Source organism: Serratia sp. PAMC26656, assembly GCF_016469055.2.
Taxonomy (GTDB): domain Bacteria; phylum Pseudomonadota; class Gammaproteobacteria; order Enterobacterales; family Enterobacteriaceae; genus Serratia; species Serratia plymuthica.
This window is the reverse complement of record NZ_CP150486.1, coordinates 1,382,865-1,399,975: the sequence shown is the minus strand read 5'-3', so window position 1 is coordinate 1,399,975 and position 17,111 is coordinate 1,382,865. Positions and strand designations below refer to the sequence as shown.

Annotated in this window: 14 protein-coding genes, 2 tRNA genes and 2 other RNA genes; 11 read left to right on the top strand and 7 right to left on the bottom strand. The window is 56.8% G+C overall.

What is annotated here, in order from left to right; all coding sequences use genetic code 11:
* Positions 1 to 28: 28 nt before the first annotated feature.
* The 8 genes from modF to gpmA all read left to right on the top strand — a co-directional run bounded on the left by modF (position 29) and on the right by gpmA (position 8,208).
* On the top strand, positions 29 to 1,501 hold the full coding sequence (gene modF / locus JEM67_RS07210) for a molybdate ABC transporter ATP-binding protein ModF (protein WP_199635476.1): 1,473 nt from the start codon (positions 29 to 31) through the stop codon (positions 1,499 to 1,501).
* Between the two features lie 131 nt (positions 1,502 to 1,632).
* Positions 1,633 to 2,205, top strand: a complete 573-nt coding sequence (locus JEM67_RS07205) for a cysteine hydrolase family protein (RefSeq protein WP_013811944.1) — start codon at positions 1,633 to 1,635, stop codon at positions 2,203 to 2,205.
* A 153-nt stretch (positions 2,206 to 2,358) separates the two neighbouring features.
* Complete coding sequence (locus JEM67_RS07200) at positions 2,359 to 3,177, top strand: CPBP family intramembrane glutamic endopeptidase (RefSeq protein WP_199635477.1); 819 nt, start codon at positions 2,359 to 2,361, stop codon at positions 3,175 to 3,177.
* A 284-nt stretch (positions 3,178 to 3,461) separates the two neighbouring features.
* Positions 3,462 to 4,514 carry a galactose-1-phosphate uridylyltransferase gene (galT, locus tag JEM67_RS07195; protein ID WP_199635478.1) on the top strand — a complete coding sequence of 351 codons (1,053 nt, stop codon included), beginning with the start codon at positions 3,462 to 3,464 and terminating at the stop codon, positions 4,512 to 4,514.
* Positions 4,511 to 5,662 carry a galactokinase gene (gene galK / locus JEM67_RS07190; protein ID WP_199635479.1) on the top strand — a complete coding sequence of 384 codons (1,152 nt, stop codon included), beginning with the start codon at positions 4,511 to 4,513 and terminating at the stop codon, positions 5,660 to 5,662. The genes galT and galK overlap by 4 nt, the downstream gene beginning before the upstream one ends.
* Positions 5,656 to 6,699 carry a galactose-1-epimerase gene (gene galM, locus JEM67_RS07185; protein ID WP_013811940.1) on the top strand — a complete coding sequence of 348 codons (1,044 nt, stop codon included), beginning with the start codon at positions 5,656 to 5,658 and terminating at the stop codon, positions 6,697 to 6,699. The genes galK and galM overlap by 7 nt, the downstream gene beginning before the upstream one ends.
* A gap of 197 nt (positions 6,700 to 6,896) precedes the next feature.
* On the top strand, positions 6,897 to 7,241 hold the full coding sequence (locus JEM67_RS07180) for a PsiF family protein (RefSeq protein WP_004941822.1): 345 nt from the start codon (positions 6,897 to 6,899) through the stop codon (positions 7,239 to 7,241).
* A 214-nt stretch (positions 7,242 to 7,455) separates the two neighbouring features.
* Entirely contained in the window at positions 7,456 to 8,208 is a 753-nt protein-coding gene (gpmA, locus tag JEM67_RS07175; RefSeq protein ID WP_004941818.1) for a 2,3-diphosphoglycerate-dependent phosphoglycerate mutase, read from the top strand.
* 197 nt (positions 8,209 to 8,405) lie between these two features.
* On the opposite strand, the gene aroG is transcribed toward gpmA, so the two are convergent.
* Positions 8,406 to 9,458 carry a 3-deoxy-7-phosphoheptulonate synthase AroG gene (aroG, locus tag JEM67_RS07170; protein WP_065505976.1) on the bottom strand — a complete coding sequence of 351 codons (1,053 nt, stop codon included), beginning with the start codon at positions 9,456 to 9,458 and terminating at the stop codon, positions 8,406 to 8,408.
* A gap of 206 nt (positions 9,459 to 9,664) precedes the next feature.
* Here aroG and JEM67_RS07165 point away from each other — a divergent pair, with 206 nt between their 5' ends.
* The 3 genes from JEM67_RS07165 to zitB are packed head-to-tail and all read left to right on the top strand — an operon-like array spanning position 9,665 to position 14,444.
* Positions 9,665 to 10,270 carry a response regulator gene (locus JEM67_RS07165; RefSeq protein WP_199635572.1) on the top strand — a complete coding sequence of 202 codons (606 nt, stop codon included), beginning with the start codon at positions 9,665 to 9,667 and terminating at the stop codon, positions 10,268 to 10,270.
* The gene (locus JEM67_RS07160) at positions 10,267 to 13,482 is read left to right on the top strand and encodes an ATP-binding protein (protein ID WP_199635480.1); all 3,216 of its coding nucleotides are present in this window, start codon (positions 10,267 to 10,269) and stop codon (positions 13,480 to 13,482) included. Before JEM67_RS07165 ends, JEM67_RS07160 begins: the two co-directional genes overlap by 4 nt.
* Positions 13,482 to 14,444: a CDF family zinc transporter ZitB gene (gene zitB / locus JEM67_RS07155; RefSeq protein ID WP_065505974.1), complete on the top strand. Its 963-nt coding sequence runs from the start codon at positions 13,482 to 13,484 to the stop codon at positions 14,442 to 14,444. The genes JEM67_RS07160 and zitB overlap by 1 nt, the downstream gene beginning before the upstream one ends.
* Positions 14,445 to 14,481: 37 nt before the next feature.
* Here the strand turns inward: zitB and pnuC are convergent, their stop codons facing one another.
* From pnuC to JEM67_RS07125, 6 genes are all read right to left on the bottom strand, one after another.
* Positions 14,482 to 15,207: a nicotinamide riboside transporter PnuC gene (pnuC, locus tag JEM67_RS07150; protein ID WP_013811934.1), complete on the bottom strand. Its 726-nt coding sequence runs from the start codon at positions 15,205 to 15,207 to the stop codon at positions 14,482 to 14,484.
* Positions 15,208 to 15,233: 26 nt separating this feature from the next.
* Positions 15,234 to 16,295 (bottom strand): quinolinate synthase NadA, encoded by a 1,062-nt coding sequence (gene nadA, locus JEM67_RS07145; RefSeq protein WP_013811933.1) that lies wholly within the window; start codon positions 16,293 to 16,295, stop codon positions 15,234 to 15,236.
* A gap of 246 nt (positions 16,296 to 16,541) precedes the next feature.
* A non-coding RNA gene (locus JEM67_RS07140) (RtT sRNA) lies at positions 16,542 to 16,671 on the bottom strand.
* A gap of 43 nt (positions 16,672 to 16,714) precedes the next feature.
* A tRNA-Lys gene (locus JEM67_RS07135) sits at positions 16,715 to 16,790 on the bottom strand.
* Between the two features lie 58 nt (positions 16,791 to 16,848).
* A non-coding RNA gene (locus JEM67_RS07130) (RtT sRNA) lies at positions 16,849 to 16,970 on the bottom strand.
* 13 nt (positions 16,971 to 16,983) lie between these two features.
* Positions 16,984 to 17,059: transfer RNA gene (locus JEM67_RS07125), tRNA-Lys, on the bottom strand.
* Positions 17,060 to 17,111 lie beyond the last annotated feature (52 nt).

The window sequence follows — 17,111 nt, the reverse complement described above, 5'->3', positions numbered from 1 at the left end:
GAAATACGACGGGTATAAGGAATAGGTCATGTCGTTGATGCACATTTCGCAAGGTTCATTTCGCTTAAGCGATACCCGTACCCTGACGCTGGACACGCTGGAGATTCGGTCTGGCGACAGTTGGGCTTTTGTCGGCGCCAACGGCAGCGGAAAATCCGCCCTGGCGCGCGCGCTGGCCAATGAGTTGGTGCTGCTGAGTGGCGAGCGCCGCAGCGATTTCAGCCGCCAGGTGCGCATCTCCTTCGAACAATTGCAAAAACTGGTCAGCGACGAATGGCAACGCAACAATACCGACCTGCTCAGCCCCGGCGAAGAAGACACCGGCCGCACCGCGGCGGAAATCATTCAAGAAGAAGTGAAAGACCCGGAGCGCTGCGCGCAACTGGCCGCGCAGTTTGGCATCACTGCACTGCTGACGCGCCGTTTTAAGTACCTTTCCACGGGCGAAACGCGCAAAACCCTGCTGTGCCGGGCGTTAATGCCGCAGCCCGACTTGCTGATCCTGGATGAGCCCTTCGACGGGCTCGACGTGAATTCCCGCGCCCAGTTGGCCGCACTGCTAAACGAACTCTCCGGGCACGGCTACACCCTGGTACTGGTGCTCAACCGTTTTGACGAGGTGCCGGACTTTATCCGGCAGGTGGGGGTGCTGGCAGATTGCACTCTCGCAAGCCAGGGCACACGCCAGCAGGTGATGGCGGACGCGCTGGTGGCGCAATTGGCGCACAGCGAGAATCTGGATGGCCTGGCGCTGCCGGAAACCGAGGATCCGGCCCAGAAAACCACCTTGCCGACGGATCAACCGTTAATCGTGCTGCGTGACGGCGTGGTCAGTTACAACGATCGCCCCATCCTTAATCATCTCGACTGGCAGGTTAACCCCGGTGAGCACTGGCAGATCGTCGGTCCTAACGGTGCCGGTAAATCCACCCTGCTCAGTCTGATCACCGGCGATCATCCACAAGGTTACAGCAACGATCTTACCCTGTTCGGCCGCCGCCGCGGCAGCGGAGAAACCATCTGGGATATCAAACGCCATATCGGCTATGTCAGCAGCAGCCTGCATCTGGACTACCGTGTCAGCTCAAGCGTACGCAACGTGATCTTGTCCGGATTTTTCGACTCCATCGGCATCTATCAGGCCGTGTCTGACCGGCAGCAGCAATTGGCCGACCAATGGCTGGCGCTGTTGGGGTTGGGCGGTTCCCGCGGCGATACGCCGTTTCATAGCCTGTCCTGGGGCCAGCAGCGGCTGGCGTTGATCGCCCGTGCGCTGGTCAAGCATCCGGCGTTGCTGATCCTCGACGAACCGTTGCAGGGGCTGGATCCGCTCAATCGCCAACTGGTACGCCGCTTTGTCGACGTGCTGATCGGCCAGGGCGCCACCCAATTGCTGTTTGTTTCCCACCATGCGGAAGACGCGCCACAGTGCATTACCCACCGCCTGAGCTTCTTGCCCGACGGTGACGGTTACCGCTATCAGCAGGAGCAGCTTGCCTGACATTCTGGATAATCCTTCGGAGGGGTGGCCCAGCCACTCATCCGATGACATATCCGGCAACACTTCCTCCGCAGCACATCGCAGTGGGCCTTTTATCATAAAGGGATGAAGGATTCATTTTTGGAGAGGCTATGTCCGCCGCACTGATTATTATCGATCTGATCGAGGATCTGATTGGCCCCAAGGGGCGCGCGAATCACTGCCATGAACAGGTGGCGGCGCATGATCTGATTGCCAACACCAATGTCGCAGCGGCCTATGCACGGGTGCGCAAAATTCCAGTGATTTGGGTACGTGTGGGGTTTGCCGACGATTATCACGATATCCCGCCCCACTCTCCGCTGTTCAACCACCTGAAGCAGATCGGCGCTCTGCGTTTGAGCAGCCCCGGTTGCCAATGGGACAAGGCTTTACAGGTGTTGCCGGTGGATGTTCAGTTCGAAAAGAACGCCGTTTCCGCTTTTGCCGGTAACAATTTGTTAGCCTGGTTGCAGCAGCATCGTTGCCATCACCTGTTGCTGGGAGGCGTCAGCACCCCGCTGGCGATTGAAAGCACCGCGCGACAGGCTCACGACGCAGGTTTTCAGGTTACCGTATTGCAAGATTTGTGCGCAGCGCCGAGCGAGGAGATACACCAACAGAGCCTGGATATTTTGCAAAACCTGGCGGAAATCATGCGCTCGCAGGCCTGGATGAAAGGGTAAATCAGACAGTTGCCGAATAAACTCACGTCAGATCACTGTCCGGACCTTTGCTGTAACCTCTCTATGTTACTATTCGTCATAGCGTTCAACTTCGCCATACTCACACGCCGCACAGGCACTGAGCGCTGTGTGCATATTTAAAGGGATAGAGTTATGTGGGGCGTACTTTCGATTTCGTTATTCTTTTTGCCATTTAACCGGCTGATTGCCTGGTTGGTGCTGGCCGCATCAGCGGGCATGGGGATGTACCACGGGGTGTTGACCCCGCTGAGTCTGGTGTATGTGTTGGTCATTGCCGCTTTGGCGGGCCTGCGCCACCATTTCCGTGCCCAACGTAATCTGGCGGTGCTGCTGGAAGTGCTGGTGGTGGCAAGCTGCGTGGCGCTATTCCTGCATCTGGTACCAGGGTTCCATAACCAGTTGATGATCGACGGTGAGAAACCCGGCCCGCTCAGCGCACCGTTCACCATGTATTACAATTTCGACAAAGCGCTGGTGCCATTCCTGCTGTTCGCCTGCCTGCCGACGTTGTTTGCCGCTGAAACCGGTAAAAGCGTCGGTAAAACCGGCTGGATCGCGCTGATACTGGCAGTGCCTGCCTTACTGCTGGTGGCCGTAGCCCTCGGTGGTCTGAAGATTGAGCCGCACGCACCGGACTGGATCCTGGCGTTTGTGATGGCCAACCTGTTTTTTGTCTGTATGGCGGAAGAAGCGCTGTTTCGCGGTTATCTGCAGCAACGCCTCAGCCAGTGGCTGGGCGCCTGGCCCGCATTGATAATCGCAGCACTGGTGTTTGGTGCCGCGCACCTAGCCGGTGGCATGCTGATGGTAGCCTTCGCCACGCTCGCCGGGTTGATTTACGGCCTGGCGTGGATGTGGAGCGGCCGCCTGTGGGTGCCGATCCTGTTCCATTTCGGGCTTAATCTGACGCACCTGCTGTTATTCACTTATCCACTGTATCAACATCCCTGACCTTCTCAGCCGGCAGGAGTCCCTCTGCCGGCGCTATGGATGAAAACGCTATCATCCAACTTGTTGTCCTGCTTTCTCTGCCCTAACCCCTCTGCCGTATTACCAGCATTCCTTCTTGTCGCCTCAAGTGTAAACGATTCCATTTTTCGCTCTGGATCACCTTTTTACTCCGTCGGGCATGCTATCTTTTTGCGCATCGTTATCCATTTTAATCTGTAAAGGGTGCGCCAGGATTTGATGAAAGCGATTACACCCAGCCGCACCGGACAAGAAAAGGAACCGCAATGACGGATTTTAATCCCATCGATCATCCCCATCGCCGCTATAACCCGCTGACCGGTCAATGGGTATTGGTATCGCCGCACCGCGCCAAGCGCCCATGGCAGGGTCAACAGGAATCCGCGCAGCAGGAAACGCTGCCGCAGCACGATCCGGACTGCTTCCTCTGCCCTGGCAATACCCGCGTTACCGGCGATAAAAATCCGGATTATCAGGACACCTATGTGTTCACCAATGACTTCGCCGCGCTGATGACAGATACGCCGCAGGCACCGGAAAACCAGGATCCGCTCATGCGCTGCCAGAGCGCGCGCGGCACCAGCCGGGTCATCTGCTTCTCCCCCGATCACAGTAAAACCCTGCCGGAACTGACGCTTGCGGCTCTGGAGCGGGTGATTGCCACCTGGCAAGAGCAAACAGCCGATCTCGGGCGCAGCTATCCGTGGGTCCAGGTATTTGAAAACAAAGGGGCGGCCATGGGCTGCTCAAACCCGCACCCGCATGGGCAGGTGTGGGCCAATAGCTTCCTGCCGAACGAAGTCGAGCATGAAGATCGCCTGCAGCGCGAGTATTTCCAACAGCACCAATCCCCTCTGTTACTGGATTACGTGCAGCGTGAACTCGCTGACGGCAGCCGTACGATCGTTGAAACCGAACACTGGCTGGCCGTGGTGCCCTACTGGGCCGCCTGGCCGTTTGAAGCGCTGCTGCTGCCGAAGGCCGCAGTGCAACGCATTACCGATCTGAGCGCCGCGCAGAGCAGTGACCTGGCCATAGCGCTGAAAAAACTGACCAGCCGTTACGACAATCTGTTCCAGTGCTCTTTCCCCTATTCCATGGGCTGGCACGGCGCACCTTTCAATAACGCGGATAATCGTCACTGGCAGTTGCACGCCCATTTCTATCCGCCACTGCTGCGCTCCGCCACGGTGCGTAAATTTATGGTGGGTTACGAGATGCTGGCGGAAACCCAGCGCGATCTGACTGCAGAACAGGCCGCAGAACGTCTGCGCGCCGTTAACGACATTCATTACCGTGAAGCCGGAGCCAAACAATGAGTTTGAAAAATCATACCCACACCATTTTCACCCAACGCTTTGGCTACGCGCCCGCGCTGACCATTCAAGCGCCTGGACGAGTGAATTTGATCGGCGAACATACCGACTATAACGACGGTTTCGTGTTGCCGTGCGCCATTGATTACCAAACGGTGATCGCCGGAGCCAGACGTGACGATCGCCAGATCCGGGTGATCGCGGCCGATTACGACGGCCAGTTGGATCAGTTCTCGCTCGACGATCCAATCGTCAGCCACCCGGACCAGCTTTGGTCCGATTACGTCCGCGGCGTGATCAAACACCTGCAATTACGCAACGCCAATTTTGGCGGCGCGGATCTGGTGATCGCCGGCAACGTGCCGCAAGGCGCCGGCCTCAGCTCTTCCGCCTCACTGGAAGTGGCCGTTGGCCAGGTGATGCAGGCATTGTATGAACTGCCGCTGGATGGCGTAGCCTTGGCTTTGAATGGCCAGGAGGCGGAGAACCAGTTCGTCGGTTGCAATTGCGGGATCATGGATCAGCTGATTTCCGCGCTCGGTGAACAGGATCATGCCTTACTGATCGATTGCCGTTCACTTGAGACCCGTGCGGTGTCGGTCCCGGAAAATATTGCCGTGGTAATCATCAACTCCAACGTGAAGCGCGGGCTGGTGGACAGCGAATACAACACCCGTCGCGAACAATGCGAAGCTGCCGCACGCTTCTTCGGCGTCAAGGCACTGCGCGACGTCAGCCCGGATCTGTTCTTCCCGATCCAGCATGAATTGGATCCGATCGTCGCCAAGCGAGCGCGCCACGTGATCACCGAAAACGATCGCACCCTGGCCGCCGCAGATGCATTGGCGGCGGGCGATATGAAACTGATGGGCAGGCTGATGGCGGAATCTCATGCTTCAATGCGGGATGACTTTGCCATTACCGTACCGCCGATCGACCAGTTGGTGGAGATCGTCAAAAACGTTATCGGCGATCGCGGCGGCGTGCGCATGACCGGCGGCGGTTTTGGCGGCTGCATCGTGGCGCTGATGCCGCAAGAACTGGTGGAACAGGTGCGCGAGACGGTAGCGCGGGAGTATCCGTTGCAAACCAACGGACTTCAGGAAACCTTTTACGTTTGCAAGGCATCCGCGGGGGCCGGAATATGCTGACAGACAGCCTGCAACTGGCCCCTGATGGCCAGCCCTACCAGCTAACCCGGTTGCAGAACGCCGGCGGGATGACGGTCACGCTGATGGACTGGGGCGCTACCTGGCTTTCCGCCGTGCTGCCGCTGAAATCGGGCAAAACGCGTGAACTGCTGCTGGGCTGCCGGACACCGGCGGATTACCAGCGGCAAGCGGCCTATCTTGGCGCCACCGTCGGACGCTATGCCAACCGTATCGCCTACGCCAGCCTGCTGGTCGACAACAAGCCTCATCCGCTGCTCGCCAATCAAGGGGAACACCAACTGCATGGCGGGCCGGAAGGCTTCAACGCCCGTCGCTGGCGGATTGTTCAACAAGACACGCAGCAGGTGAGTTACGCGCTGCATTCACCCGACGGCGACCAGGGATTTCCCGGCAATCTCGAGGTTGAAGTCAATTACCGGCTCACTGCCGATAACCGGCTGGAAATCAGTTATCAGGCCCGGACCGATCGCGCCTGCCCGGTCAATCTGACCAACCACGCCTATTTCAATCTGGACGGCGCCGACACCGACGCCCGCCGGCAACGGCTGCAACTGTTTGCCGACCGTTATCTGCCGGTCGACAGCGAGGGCATACCCAACGCCGAACTCACGCCGGTGGACGGCAGCGGCATGGATTTTCGCCACCCGAAAACGCTGCTGCAGGATTTCCTGCGCGACCGCGATCAGCAGCGGGTAAAAGGCTACGATCATGCCTATCTGCTGCACCGTACCTGCGGCGCACTGGACTGCCCGGCGGCGCACCTGTGGTCGGCGGATGGTCAGGTGCAGATGAGCGTCTTCACCAGCGCTCCGGCGCTGCAACTGTACAGCGGCAATTACCTGGACGGCACACCGGCACGTGATGGCGGCAGCTACGCCAGTTACGCTGGCATAGCGCTGGAAAGCGAGTTTTTGCCCGACAGCCCGCACCACCCGGAATGGCCGCAGCCGGACTGTTGGCTCAAGCCGGGGCAGCAATATCAAAGTGCCACCCATTATCAGTTTTATCCTATCTGACCCGCCACGCCCCTTGCCATGCGGCCAGGGGCCATTTGTTATAAATGCTTACCTTTTTACACGCCGACCCCACCGGCACCTGCCTTTCCTTATTCCAAAGCGCACACTAGAATCAGGCTACGGTGATAAGCACAACGCCTTGTGCTGCGTCACAATTTTCGGCCATCCTTGGCCGCTCAATAGCTGAAGGAACACCTATGCGTCTGATTACTGCACTCCCATTACTGGCGGGTTTACTGCTGAGCACCAACCTGATGGCTGCCGATACCGCAACCGCAGCAAAAACGCCTTCACCGGCGCAGGCTGCACAGCAGAAGCGCATGACTGATTGTAATCAACAAGCCTCCACCAAAACGCTGAAAGGCGCGGACCGCACGACCTTCATGAGCACCTGCCTGAAGGCAGAAGGTTCCACTGCAGCGAAAACCCTGACGCCGCAACAGCAGAAAATGAAAACCTGTAACGCCGATGCCAAAACCAAAAGCCTGAAAGGCGACGAGCGCAAAACCTTTATGAGCAACTGTCTGAAAAAATCAGCCTGATAGCCCTTCGCTAGCGGCACGGCGGGATCTCATTGCGCCGTGCCGGTTTCCCCCGTGACGCCCGCCTGATCGATTCAGCTTTTCCTCAGAACAGCACTTACTTTGCGGCAAGAAATTGGCTATGGTTAGACACTATCGATTGCCGAGCCACAGGCCGCGGCAATATAATGATTTTCGTTATCATTGAAATGTCCGATTATTAAGGAGTTAAGCTATGGCTGTAACTAAGCTGGTTCTGGTGCGTCACGGCGAAAGCCAGTGGAACAACGAAAACCGCTTTACCGGTTGGTATGATGTTGATTTGTCCGACAAAGGTCGCACCGAAGCGAAAGCAGCAGGCAAGCTGTTGAAAGATGAAGGTTTCTCTTTTGACTTTGCTTACACCTCCGTCCTGAAGCGCGCGATCCATACCCTGTGGAACATTCTGGACGAACTGGATCAGGCTTGGCTGCCGACTGAAAAATCCTGGAAGCTGAACGAACGCCACTACGGTGCGCTGCAGGGTCTGAACAAGGCTGAAACCGCTGAAAAATACGGTGACGAGCAGGTTAAGCAATGGCGTCGCGGCTTCGCCGTTACCCCACCAGAGCTGACCAAAGATGATGAGCGTTACCCGGGCCACGATCCACGTTACTCAGCGCTGACCGAAAAAGAGCTGCCGCTGACCGAAAGCCTGGCGCTGACTATTGATCGCGTGATCCCTTACTGGGACGAAGAAATTCTGCCGCGCATCAAAAGCGGCGAGCGCGTTATCGTTGCCGCGCACGGCAACTCGCTGCGTGCGCTGGTGAAATACCTGGATAACCTGAGCGAAGATGAGATCCTCGAACTGAACATCCCAACCGGCGTGCCGTTGGTGTATGAATTCGACGAAAACTTCAAGCCAATCAAACGTTACTACCTGGGCAATGCCGACGAGATCGCTGCTAAAGCGGCCGCCGTGGCAAACCAGGGTAAAGCGAAGTAATTTTCGCCCGTTGATCTAAAAAGCCCCCGGTTTTGGCCGGGGGCTTTTTTTATTAAGAAACTACCCATTCTATCCCCTATGGCTTTCAAGTTGCAGCTAGGCGACCAACTCGCTCATCCCCAGGCGCTTACATGAGTAAGTAACTGGGGTGAGCGAGTGCAGGTAACAACGCTGCGGCTTGAAAGACGACGGGGATATTAGGTGCGGCGTGCTTTCACTGCCGCCGCCAACTCGCGCAGCACGGTTTCCGTGTCTTCCCAGCCGATGCAAGCGTCTGTCACGCTCTTGCCATAGACCAGCGGCTCGCCGCTTTCCAGATTCTGGTTACCTTCCACCAGATGGCTTTCGATCATCACGCCGATAATCGCTTTTTCACCGCCGGCTACCTGTTTGCACACGTCCGCATTCACTTCCAGCTGCTTTTTGAACTGCTTGCTGCTGTTGGCGTGGCTGAAGTCGATCATCACCTGCGCAGGCAGACCCGCTTTGACCAGGCCGTCTTTGACTTCTTTCACATGCGCCGCGCTGTAGTTCGGCTCTTTGCCGCCGCGCAGAATAATGTGGCAATCGCCGTTACCGCTGGTGTTAACGATCGCCGAGTGGCCCCATTTGGTCACCGACAGGAAACAGTGCGGCGCGCTGGCAGCGTTGATGGCGTCAATCGCCACTTTGATGGTGCCGTCGGTACCGTTCTTGAAACCAACCGGGCAAGACAGGCCGGAAGACAGCTCGCGGTGCACCTGGGATTCCGTGGTACGTGCGCCGATCGCGCCCCAGCTCATCAGATCAGCCAGGTACTGCGGGGTGATCATGTCGAGGAATTCCCCCGCAGCCGGCAAGCCGCTATCGTTGATATCCAACAGCAACTTACGGGCCAGGCGCAGACCGTCGTTGATCTGGAAGCTGTTATCCATCTGCGGATCGTTGATCAGCCCTTTCCAGCCCACGGTGGTACGCGGTTTTTCAAAGTAAACGCGCATCACCACTTCCAGTTCGCCACTCAGTTCCTGACGCAACGTCAGCAGGCGCTCGGCATACTCTTTTGCCGCTTTGGTGTCGTGGATCGAGCATGGGCCGATGACCACCAGCAGGCGATCGTCGTTACCGCGAAGGATCTTGTGAATTGCACTGCGCGCCAGGGACACCGTCTCAGCTGCACGTTCAGTGGCCGGAAACTTCTCTAACAGGGCCACCGGTGGCAGGAGTTCCTTAATTTCTTTAATGCGTAAATCGTCATTTTGGTAATTCATAACTTTTCCATTCGGTATCGAGGGGCGGTATTTCACAGAACGTAGATCCAACCAATTTAGCCTGTGAGGGTAGCGCTGTAAATCACCTTTGCCGCCTCCTGGCGGAACGGCCAAATTATCAGTAGATTGTGCTGTTTCATCGGGAGAGCGCAGTGGCTCCTTTTTCGCTATGCTAGCGATCAGGATACCGTTACTTGAGCCAAACCATGCCTTCTCTGTTATTAGTTGATGACCACCCGGTGGTTCATGTCGCACTGGAAGCGGCGCTAATGAAGTCTTCCCGCCCTTATAGCCTGCAGGCGGTTCAGGATGATGTTCAGGCATTGGCCCACTTGGCCGCAGCCGATTTTTCGCTGGTCATTCTGGATATCGGCCTGCCGCAGGTAGACGGCTTGCAACTGCTGAAAAAAATCCGCCGCCACTACCCGCAGCAACCGATCCTGATCTACACCGCGCAGGAAGAAGAGATCTACGCCCGCATGGCCTGGGCAGCCGGCGCTAACGGGTTTGTGCATAAAGGCAGCCGGCTTGAACAACTGGTGCAGGCAATTGAAACCGTGCTGGCCGGGGAGCCGAGTTTTCCCGCCGCCGCGATGGCGGAAGAAACGCAGCCGGCAGAGGGAGTGCTGCTGACGCCCAAAGAGCTGCAGATCCTCGGCCTGCTCAGCAAGGGGCTGTCCAACCTGCAAATTGCCGAGATGCTGAACATCAGCAACAAAACCGTCAGCACTCACAAGAAGAATATTCTGCGCAAAACCGGCGCCAGCAATCTGTTGGAACTGGTGGCGGTATTTAGAGAGCTGGCACCATGATGCGTGGGGTTCTGTTGCTGCTGGCGATGTTGTTCAACCTCGGCAACGTCGCGTACGCGGCGCAACCGGTGTCTTATCAGTTGGTCAGTAACCTGAATATTCCGGCGGACATGCTGATCGCCAGCGAGAAAAATCCCTGGCGCGACGCGACGCTACGCGTAGGGATCATCAGCGAGAATGCCAGCCCCTATAACATTATTGTGGATGACGATCTGTACGGGTTGAACGCCGACTACCTCGGTTATGTCCAGCAGGTCACCGGCATCCGCTTTCAGATTTACGGTTTCGCCGATCTGGCGCAGCTCGAGCAAGCGCTGCACAACGGCGCTATCGATCTGCTGTACGGCATTCCGCAGAACGAGGCGCTGGAGGATCTGAAAATCTCCCAGCCTTACTATGTCAGCAACCTGCGCGTACTGCGCGATCGGAGCAATGACCGCCGGGTGATGCTTAACTCCGCCGATGCACGGGTGGCAATCAGTACCCTGACCGATATGCAGGCCGGCAACGCGCTGAAGGCGGTGTCTTCCCACGTTCAGCGTTATGACAACAACCTGCAGGCGGTGTATGCCTTGCTGAACGGCAGCAGCGATTACTTTATTGCCGACGAAGCCAGCGCCAGCTTTATTATTGACCAGTTGCAGCTCGGCCAGCTTTATCAGATCGAAAGCACGGTCAATCTCGGTAACCTGTCTTTCGTCTTCGCCGCCGACAACCCGGCACTGATCGACACCCTCAACGTCGCTATCGCCGATGCGCCGATGGAGTTGATGAACGCCATTCAAAGCCGCTGGAGCAAAAAGATCCCCAGCTATCTCGATACCGGCAACGCCGATCTGACGCAGATGGAAAAAAGCTGGGTAGAAAAGCACCGCACCGTTTATTACGCCGCCATAGAGAATAACTTCCCGTTCGCCTATCACGGTTCCGACGGCCAGCCGCGCGGCTACGCGATCGACATACTCAAGATCATTGCGCAAAACACCGGGCTGCGTTTTGCTCCGCTATGGGCACGCAACGCCGAACAGGCAGACCAGTTGGTGCTATCCGGCCAGGCCAGTTTCCGCACCGCTCTGCCGCTGGTGCGTGGCGTTAAGGCGCGTTACAGCGCCAGCATGCCGATTCACCGTTCACTGTGGGGGGTTTACGTCGGTCAGTACGCCAACGGGATTTCTACCTGGAGCGATCTGGCCGGCAAACGCATCGGCGTCTTGCAGGGCGATCTGGCGCAAGGACTGGTGCCGCCGAACGAAGAGCTCATTCATTTTGCCGACAGCAAGGCGATGTATGACGCTCTGGCCAACGGCCAACTGGATGCGCTGGTGGATAACGTGATCTCGGCAAACTTTATCGCTCTGTCACGTTATGCCGGGGCAATAAAATTGGCGTTCGCCGCCAATAATATCGCCTATCCGGTGGCGTTCGGCGTGCGCCAGGATCAGCCGCTGCTGCTGGCTATCCTCGATAAAAACCTGATGCAGATCCCCTCGGAAACGCTGCAATCGCTGCGCGATGAGTGGATTGTCGATCGCAGCAACCTGATTGATGCGGTGAACGACAACCGCATGCAACCGCAAACTACCTGGCTGCTGGCGCTACTGGCGGCAGCGATCCTGCTGTTGCTGGCGCTGACTCTGCGCCGCTTTGTTTTGCAGCGGCGGGAAAAACGTGAGCGTGAAGTGATCGAACAAGCACGCCGCCATGCCGAAGCCGAGAACCGGATGAAAAGCAAGTTTCTGGCCACCATCAGCCATGAACTGCGCACGCCCATGCACGCCATCCTCGGCCTGCTGGAGCTGGAGCTGAAACGCCAGCCGATGCCGGAGGGGCTGCCGGTCATTTACAGTTCGGCGTCATCCTTGCTCAATTTGCTCAATGACCTACAAGATTACGCCCGGCTGGAAACCGGATCGCTGACGCTGGTGCCAAAAGCCATGGCGCTGCAACCCTGGATAGCCCACATCAGCGCGCTGTATCAGCCGCTGATCGGCGAACGCCCGGTAACCTTGAGCGTTACCGCCAGCCACCAACTTCCTGCCGCCGTTGTTATTGATGGTGAGCGTTTACTTCAGGTGGCTAACAACCTGATAAATAATGCCATTAAATTCACTCCCCGCGGCAGCATTCAGATCAATATCGGCTGGCGCGAACAGGATAAACAACAGGGCGAACTGCTGCTGACGGTGACCGATAGCGGCTGTGGCATCGCCGCCGATGAGATAGGCAAGCTGTTCCAACCCTTCTACCGCGCACGCGGCGCACAACGCGTCTCGGTTCAGGGAACCGGGCTGGGGCTGTCTATCTGCAAGGAAATTATCGAGCAAATGGACGGCCAGATTGAGCTGCATTCACAACCCGGCATCGGTACGCAAGTCAAGGTTTCAGTCCCGGTAACCCAGGCCGCCCCAGATGCCGCCCCCCCACGCCAGAACGACCAACCGCTCAGCCTGCCGCCTCCCACGCTGCGCGTGGCGCTGATTGACGATCACCCCACCAACCTGCTGCTGATGGAGCGGCAACTGCGTCACTTCGGCCTGCAACCCGCGCTGTTCGAGCACGGTTACGCATTGCTGAAAGCGCACCGCAGGCAGCCATTCGACCTGTTGTTTATCGATTACAACATGCCGCGCCCGGACGGCCTGACATTGGCGAGACTACTACGACGCGATGAACAGCGATATCAGCGGCCGGCCTGCCAGATTATTCTCTGTTCGGCAGACGTGCAGGAATTTACCCGCATTCCACAGGGACAGGTGGCTATCGATCGCTTTTTGACCAAGCCGATTTCACTGGCCGCCATTGCTCAGGCGTTACCGCAGCAACCACAGGCGCTGGAAGGACAGTTAGCCCTTACTGACCTGCAACGGATGCTGGCCGATATGGCCGGTAACGATCGGCAGATGGCGCAACGCCTGGCGACCACGCTGCTCTCCACGCTGCGACAAGACCGGCAACGGCTTGGCAAAGCGGCGGAGGGTGAAGACTGGCCTAGCCTTGGCCAGGCCGCACACCGCATCAAGGGCAGCCTGCTGATGTTGCAACAGCCTGAGGCCGCAAACCTGTGCCAATTGCTGATGGAAAGCGGCCGTGATGGGAGGTTGGCTCAGGCCGCCTATACTGAATTGAGTGCGTTAGTAGAACAGATACTGATAGAACTGGACGGTCTGGTCAGCACTGACGCGCTGAATTTCGCTCTACATAAGGATAAATAATGACGGACTCCCCACAGGCACACCTGCCAAAAGACAGTAATAGTAAACGCCTACTGACCGCTTTTTTAGTCACTGCGGTATTTATGATCGCCGAAGTGGCCGGCGGGTTGATTTCCGGTTCGCTGGCGCTGCTGGCCGACGCCGGCCATATGCTCACCGACGCTGCGGCGCTGCTGGTGGCGCTGATGGCCGTACACTTTTCGCAGCGGAAACCCAACGCGCGCCATACCTTCGGCTATTTGCGCCTGACCACGCTGGCCGCGTTCCTCAATGCCGCCGCCCTGTTGGTGATCGTGGTATTCATCCTGTGGGAGGCGATACGGCGTTTCTTCGAGCCACAGCCGGTGATGGGTACGCCGATGCTGATCATCGCCATAGCGGGGCTTCTGGCTAACCTGTTCGCCTTCTGGCTGCTGCACCGCGGTACGGAAGAGAAGAATATCAACGTGCGGGCCGCTGCGTTGCACGTGTTGGGGGATTTGCTGGGCTCGGTGGGGGCGATCGTAGCCGCCATTGTGATCCTGAGCACCGGCTGGACGCCGATTGACCCGATATTGTCGGTGCTGGTGTCCTGTCTGGTGCTACGCAGCGCCTGGCGGCTGTTGAAAGAAAGCTTTCACGAGTTGCTGGAAGGCACACCGCAGGAAGTGGATATCAACAAACTGCAAAAAGACCTGTGCCTGAATATTCCTGAGGTACGCAATATTCATCACGTTCACGTCTGGCAGATTGGCGAACAGAAACTGATGACGCTGCATGCGCAAGTGATACCGCCAAATGACCACGATGGCCTGCTGCGCCGCATTCAGGCTTATCTGCTGGAACACTACCGTATCGGCCATGTCACCATTCAGATGGAATATCAGCACTGTGATACACCGGACTGCGGGATTAACCGGGCACCCGAGCCGAGTGACCACTCACATTCCGGCTCACATTCACATCTGGGTCATCACCACTAAAATCACGAGGGCGCCAGTTTGGCGCCCTCTGCGTTTGTTATTGCGAGGAAGATAACGGCAGGGAATGGTTGCGACCTGCACTTTTGATCCACAACCAGGAACCGTTCAGCGCAATCAGCGTCAGGATCACGTATTCCAGCGCCATGGCGTACACGCCCTGGTAGGTGAAAATCGCCACGCTGATCACGTCAATCACCACCCACAACAGCCAGTTTTCCACGTATTTACGCGTCATCAGGATCATCGCCACGATCGACAGCACCATCATCGCCGAATCCCAGAACGGGAAAGCATCCGGCTGCAGCTGCGGCATTTGCACGCTGAAGCCCATTCCCTGCATTACTGTCACAGCAAGCTGCGTCAGCCAGGCAAAGACGCTGTCGATATTGAAGGTCATCAGGGCAATGCCGATAACGCACACCGCTGCCCAGGCCAGCGCTTTCGGCAACGGCAGCCATCGGATTTTCAGTTCGGCCTGATTGTCCTGGGTTTGGCGGCTCCAGGCATACCAACCGTAGATATTGGCGACAAAAAAGAACAGTTGCAGCAACAGGCTGGCGTAAAGCTGGATCTGAAAGAAAATCACCGCAAACAGCGTGACGTTAATCAGACCGAACAGATAGTTGATGATTTTCTCTTTGCTGGCGTACCAGATGCACAGCAGGCCAAACAAGGTACCTATGGCTTCAATCCATGACAGATCGTAACCGCCCGCCCCCAGCGGAATGTGCACCAATATATTGCTGGTACTGAAAAAGCTCATCTGTTCTTCCTTATCAAATGGTTAACTTAAGCGTTCCCTTTGACCTGCATTTTCAACTGCGCGGCAAAGTCCAGCATCCGGTTTAGCGGGATCAGCGCCTTTTCGCGCAGCGCGGCATCCACGTGGATTTCATGCAGGGCACCGCCCTGCTCTAACCCGTCGGCAATCGCCTTAAGACCGTTCATCGCCATCCACGGGCAGTGCGCGCAACTGCGGCAGGTGGCACCTTCACCGGCGGTTGGCGCCTCGAAGAGCTCTTTGTCCGGGCAGGCCTGCTGCATCTTATAAAAAATGCCGCGATCGGTGGCAACAATCAGCTGCGGGTTGGGCAGCGTTTTAGCCGCCTGAATCAGTTGGCTGGTTGAGCCGACCGCATCGGCCAGATCGACCACCGCCTGTGGGGACTCTGGATGCACCAGTATCGCCGCTTCCGGGTACAGGGCTTTCATACGCATCAGCGCCTGGGTTTTAAACTCGTCATGGACGATACAGGCCCCCTGCCAGCACAGTACGTCAGCGCCCGTCTGCTTTTGTACATAGTTGCCCAGATGGCGGTCTGGCGCCCAGATGATTTTTTCGCCCAGGCTGTCGAGGTGTTCTATCAACTCTACGGCGATGCTGGATGTTACCACCCAATCCGCACGCGCCTTTACCGCCGCCGAGGTATTAGCGTAGACCACCACGGTGCGATCCGGGTGGCTATCGCAAAATGCATGAAACTCTTCTTCCGGGCAGCCGAGATCCAGCGAACACTCGGCGTTCAGCGTCGGCATAAGCACCTGTTTTTCCGGGCTGAGGATCTTGGCGGTTTCCCCCATAAAGCGCACGCCGGCGACCAGCAGAGTCGAAGCCGGGTGATTGCTGCCAAAGCGCGCCATCTCCAGCGAATCCGCCACGCAGCCGCCGGTTTCTTCCGCCAGCGCCTGAATTTCCGGATCGGTGTAGTAATGAGCCACCATCACCGCATTGCGCTGCTTGAGCAGGGTTTTAATCTTCTCGCGATAAAACGCCTTTTCCGCTACATCCAGCGGCACCGGTTTGGGCGGGAACGGGTACACCGCCGCATTGACATCAAACATTTCACTCATCGCTACAATCGTCTCTGTGCTAGGCTGGGTGTCTGCTGCCCGGGTATGCCCCTTCGCAACCGCCACTCGTTTTATATACTAAACAAAATACCTAAAAACACGCCAAAAGTCCGCTGATATTTTCATTTTTGCGATGATAATGTTTAATAGATTGAATTATGACAAAAGAAAGACGATTGCAGTAGGTGCGGTTTATCAGGAAGTGAAAAGTGCGTGTTTATAGAAATGATGCACGGACTGAAAGAATGGTGGGTCGTGCGGGATTGATTCGGCCTTTGGCCTCGCGCTTCGGGCCAGCGCAAGCGCTGTCCAAAATTGACGGAGCAATTTTGTCGAACCTGAACGCAGGCTCTCACCCACACGAATCGTGCGATATATGATATTTAAGTTTGGGAGTAGTACTGGTGTATCGGAGAGAATGGTGGGTCGTGCGGGATTCGAACCTGCGACCAATTGATTAAAAGTCAACTGCTCTACCAACTGAGCTAACGACCCACTGATGTGGTTTACTGCTGAAACGCGTAAGCAGGAGAGAAACTCGCTGCAATATTAATGGTGGGTCGTGCGGGATTATTCGGCTTTCAGCCTCACCCTTCGGGCCATCACTTCATGATGTTGTCTCGCCTGGCGAGACTCGAACCTTTACGGTTCTCACCCTTACGATTCCACATCGTAATCACGTCTAAAATGGTGGGTCGTGCGGGATTCGAACCTGCGACCAATTGATTAAAAGTCAACTGCTCTACCAACTGAGCTAACGACCCACTGACGTGGTTTACTGCTGAACTACGAATACAAAACCGAGGATTTGTATTG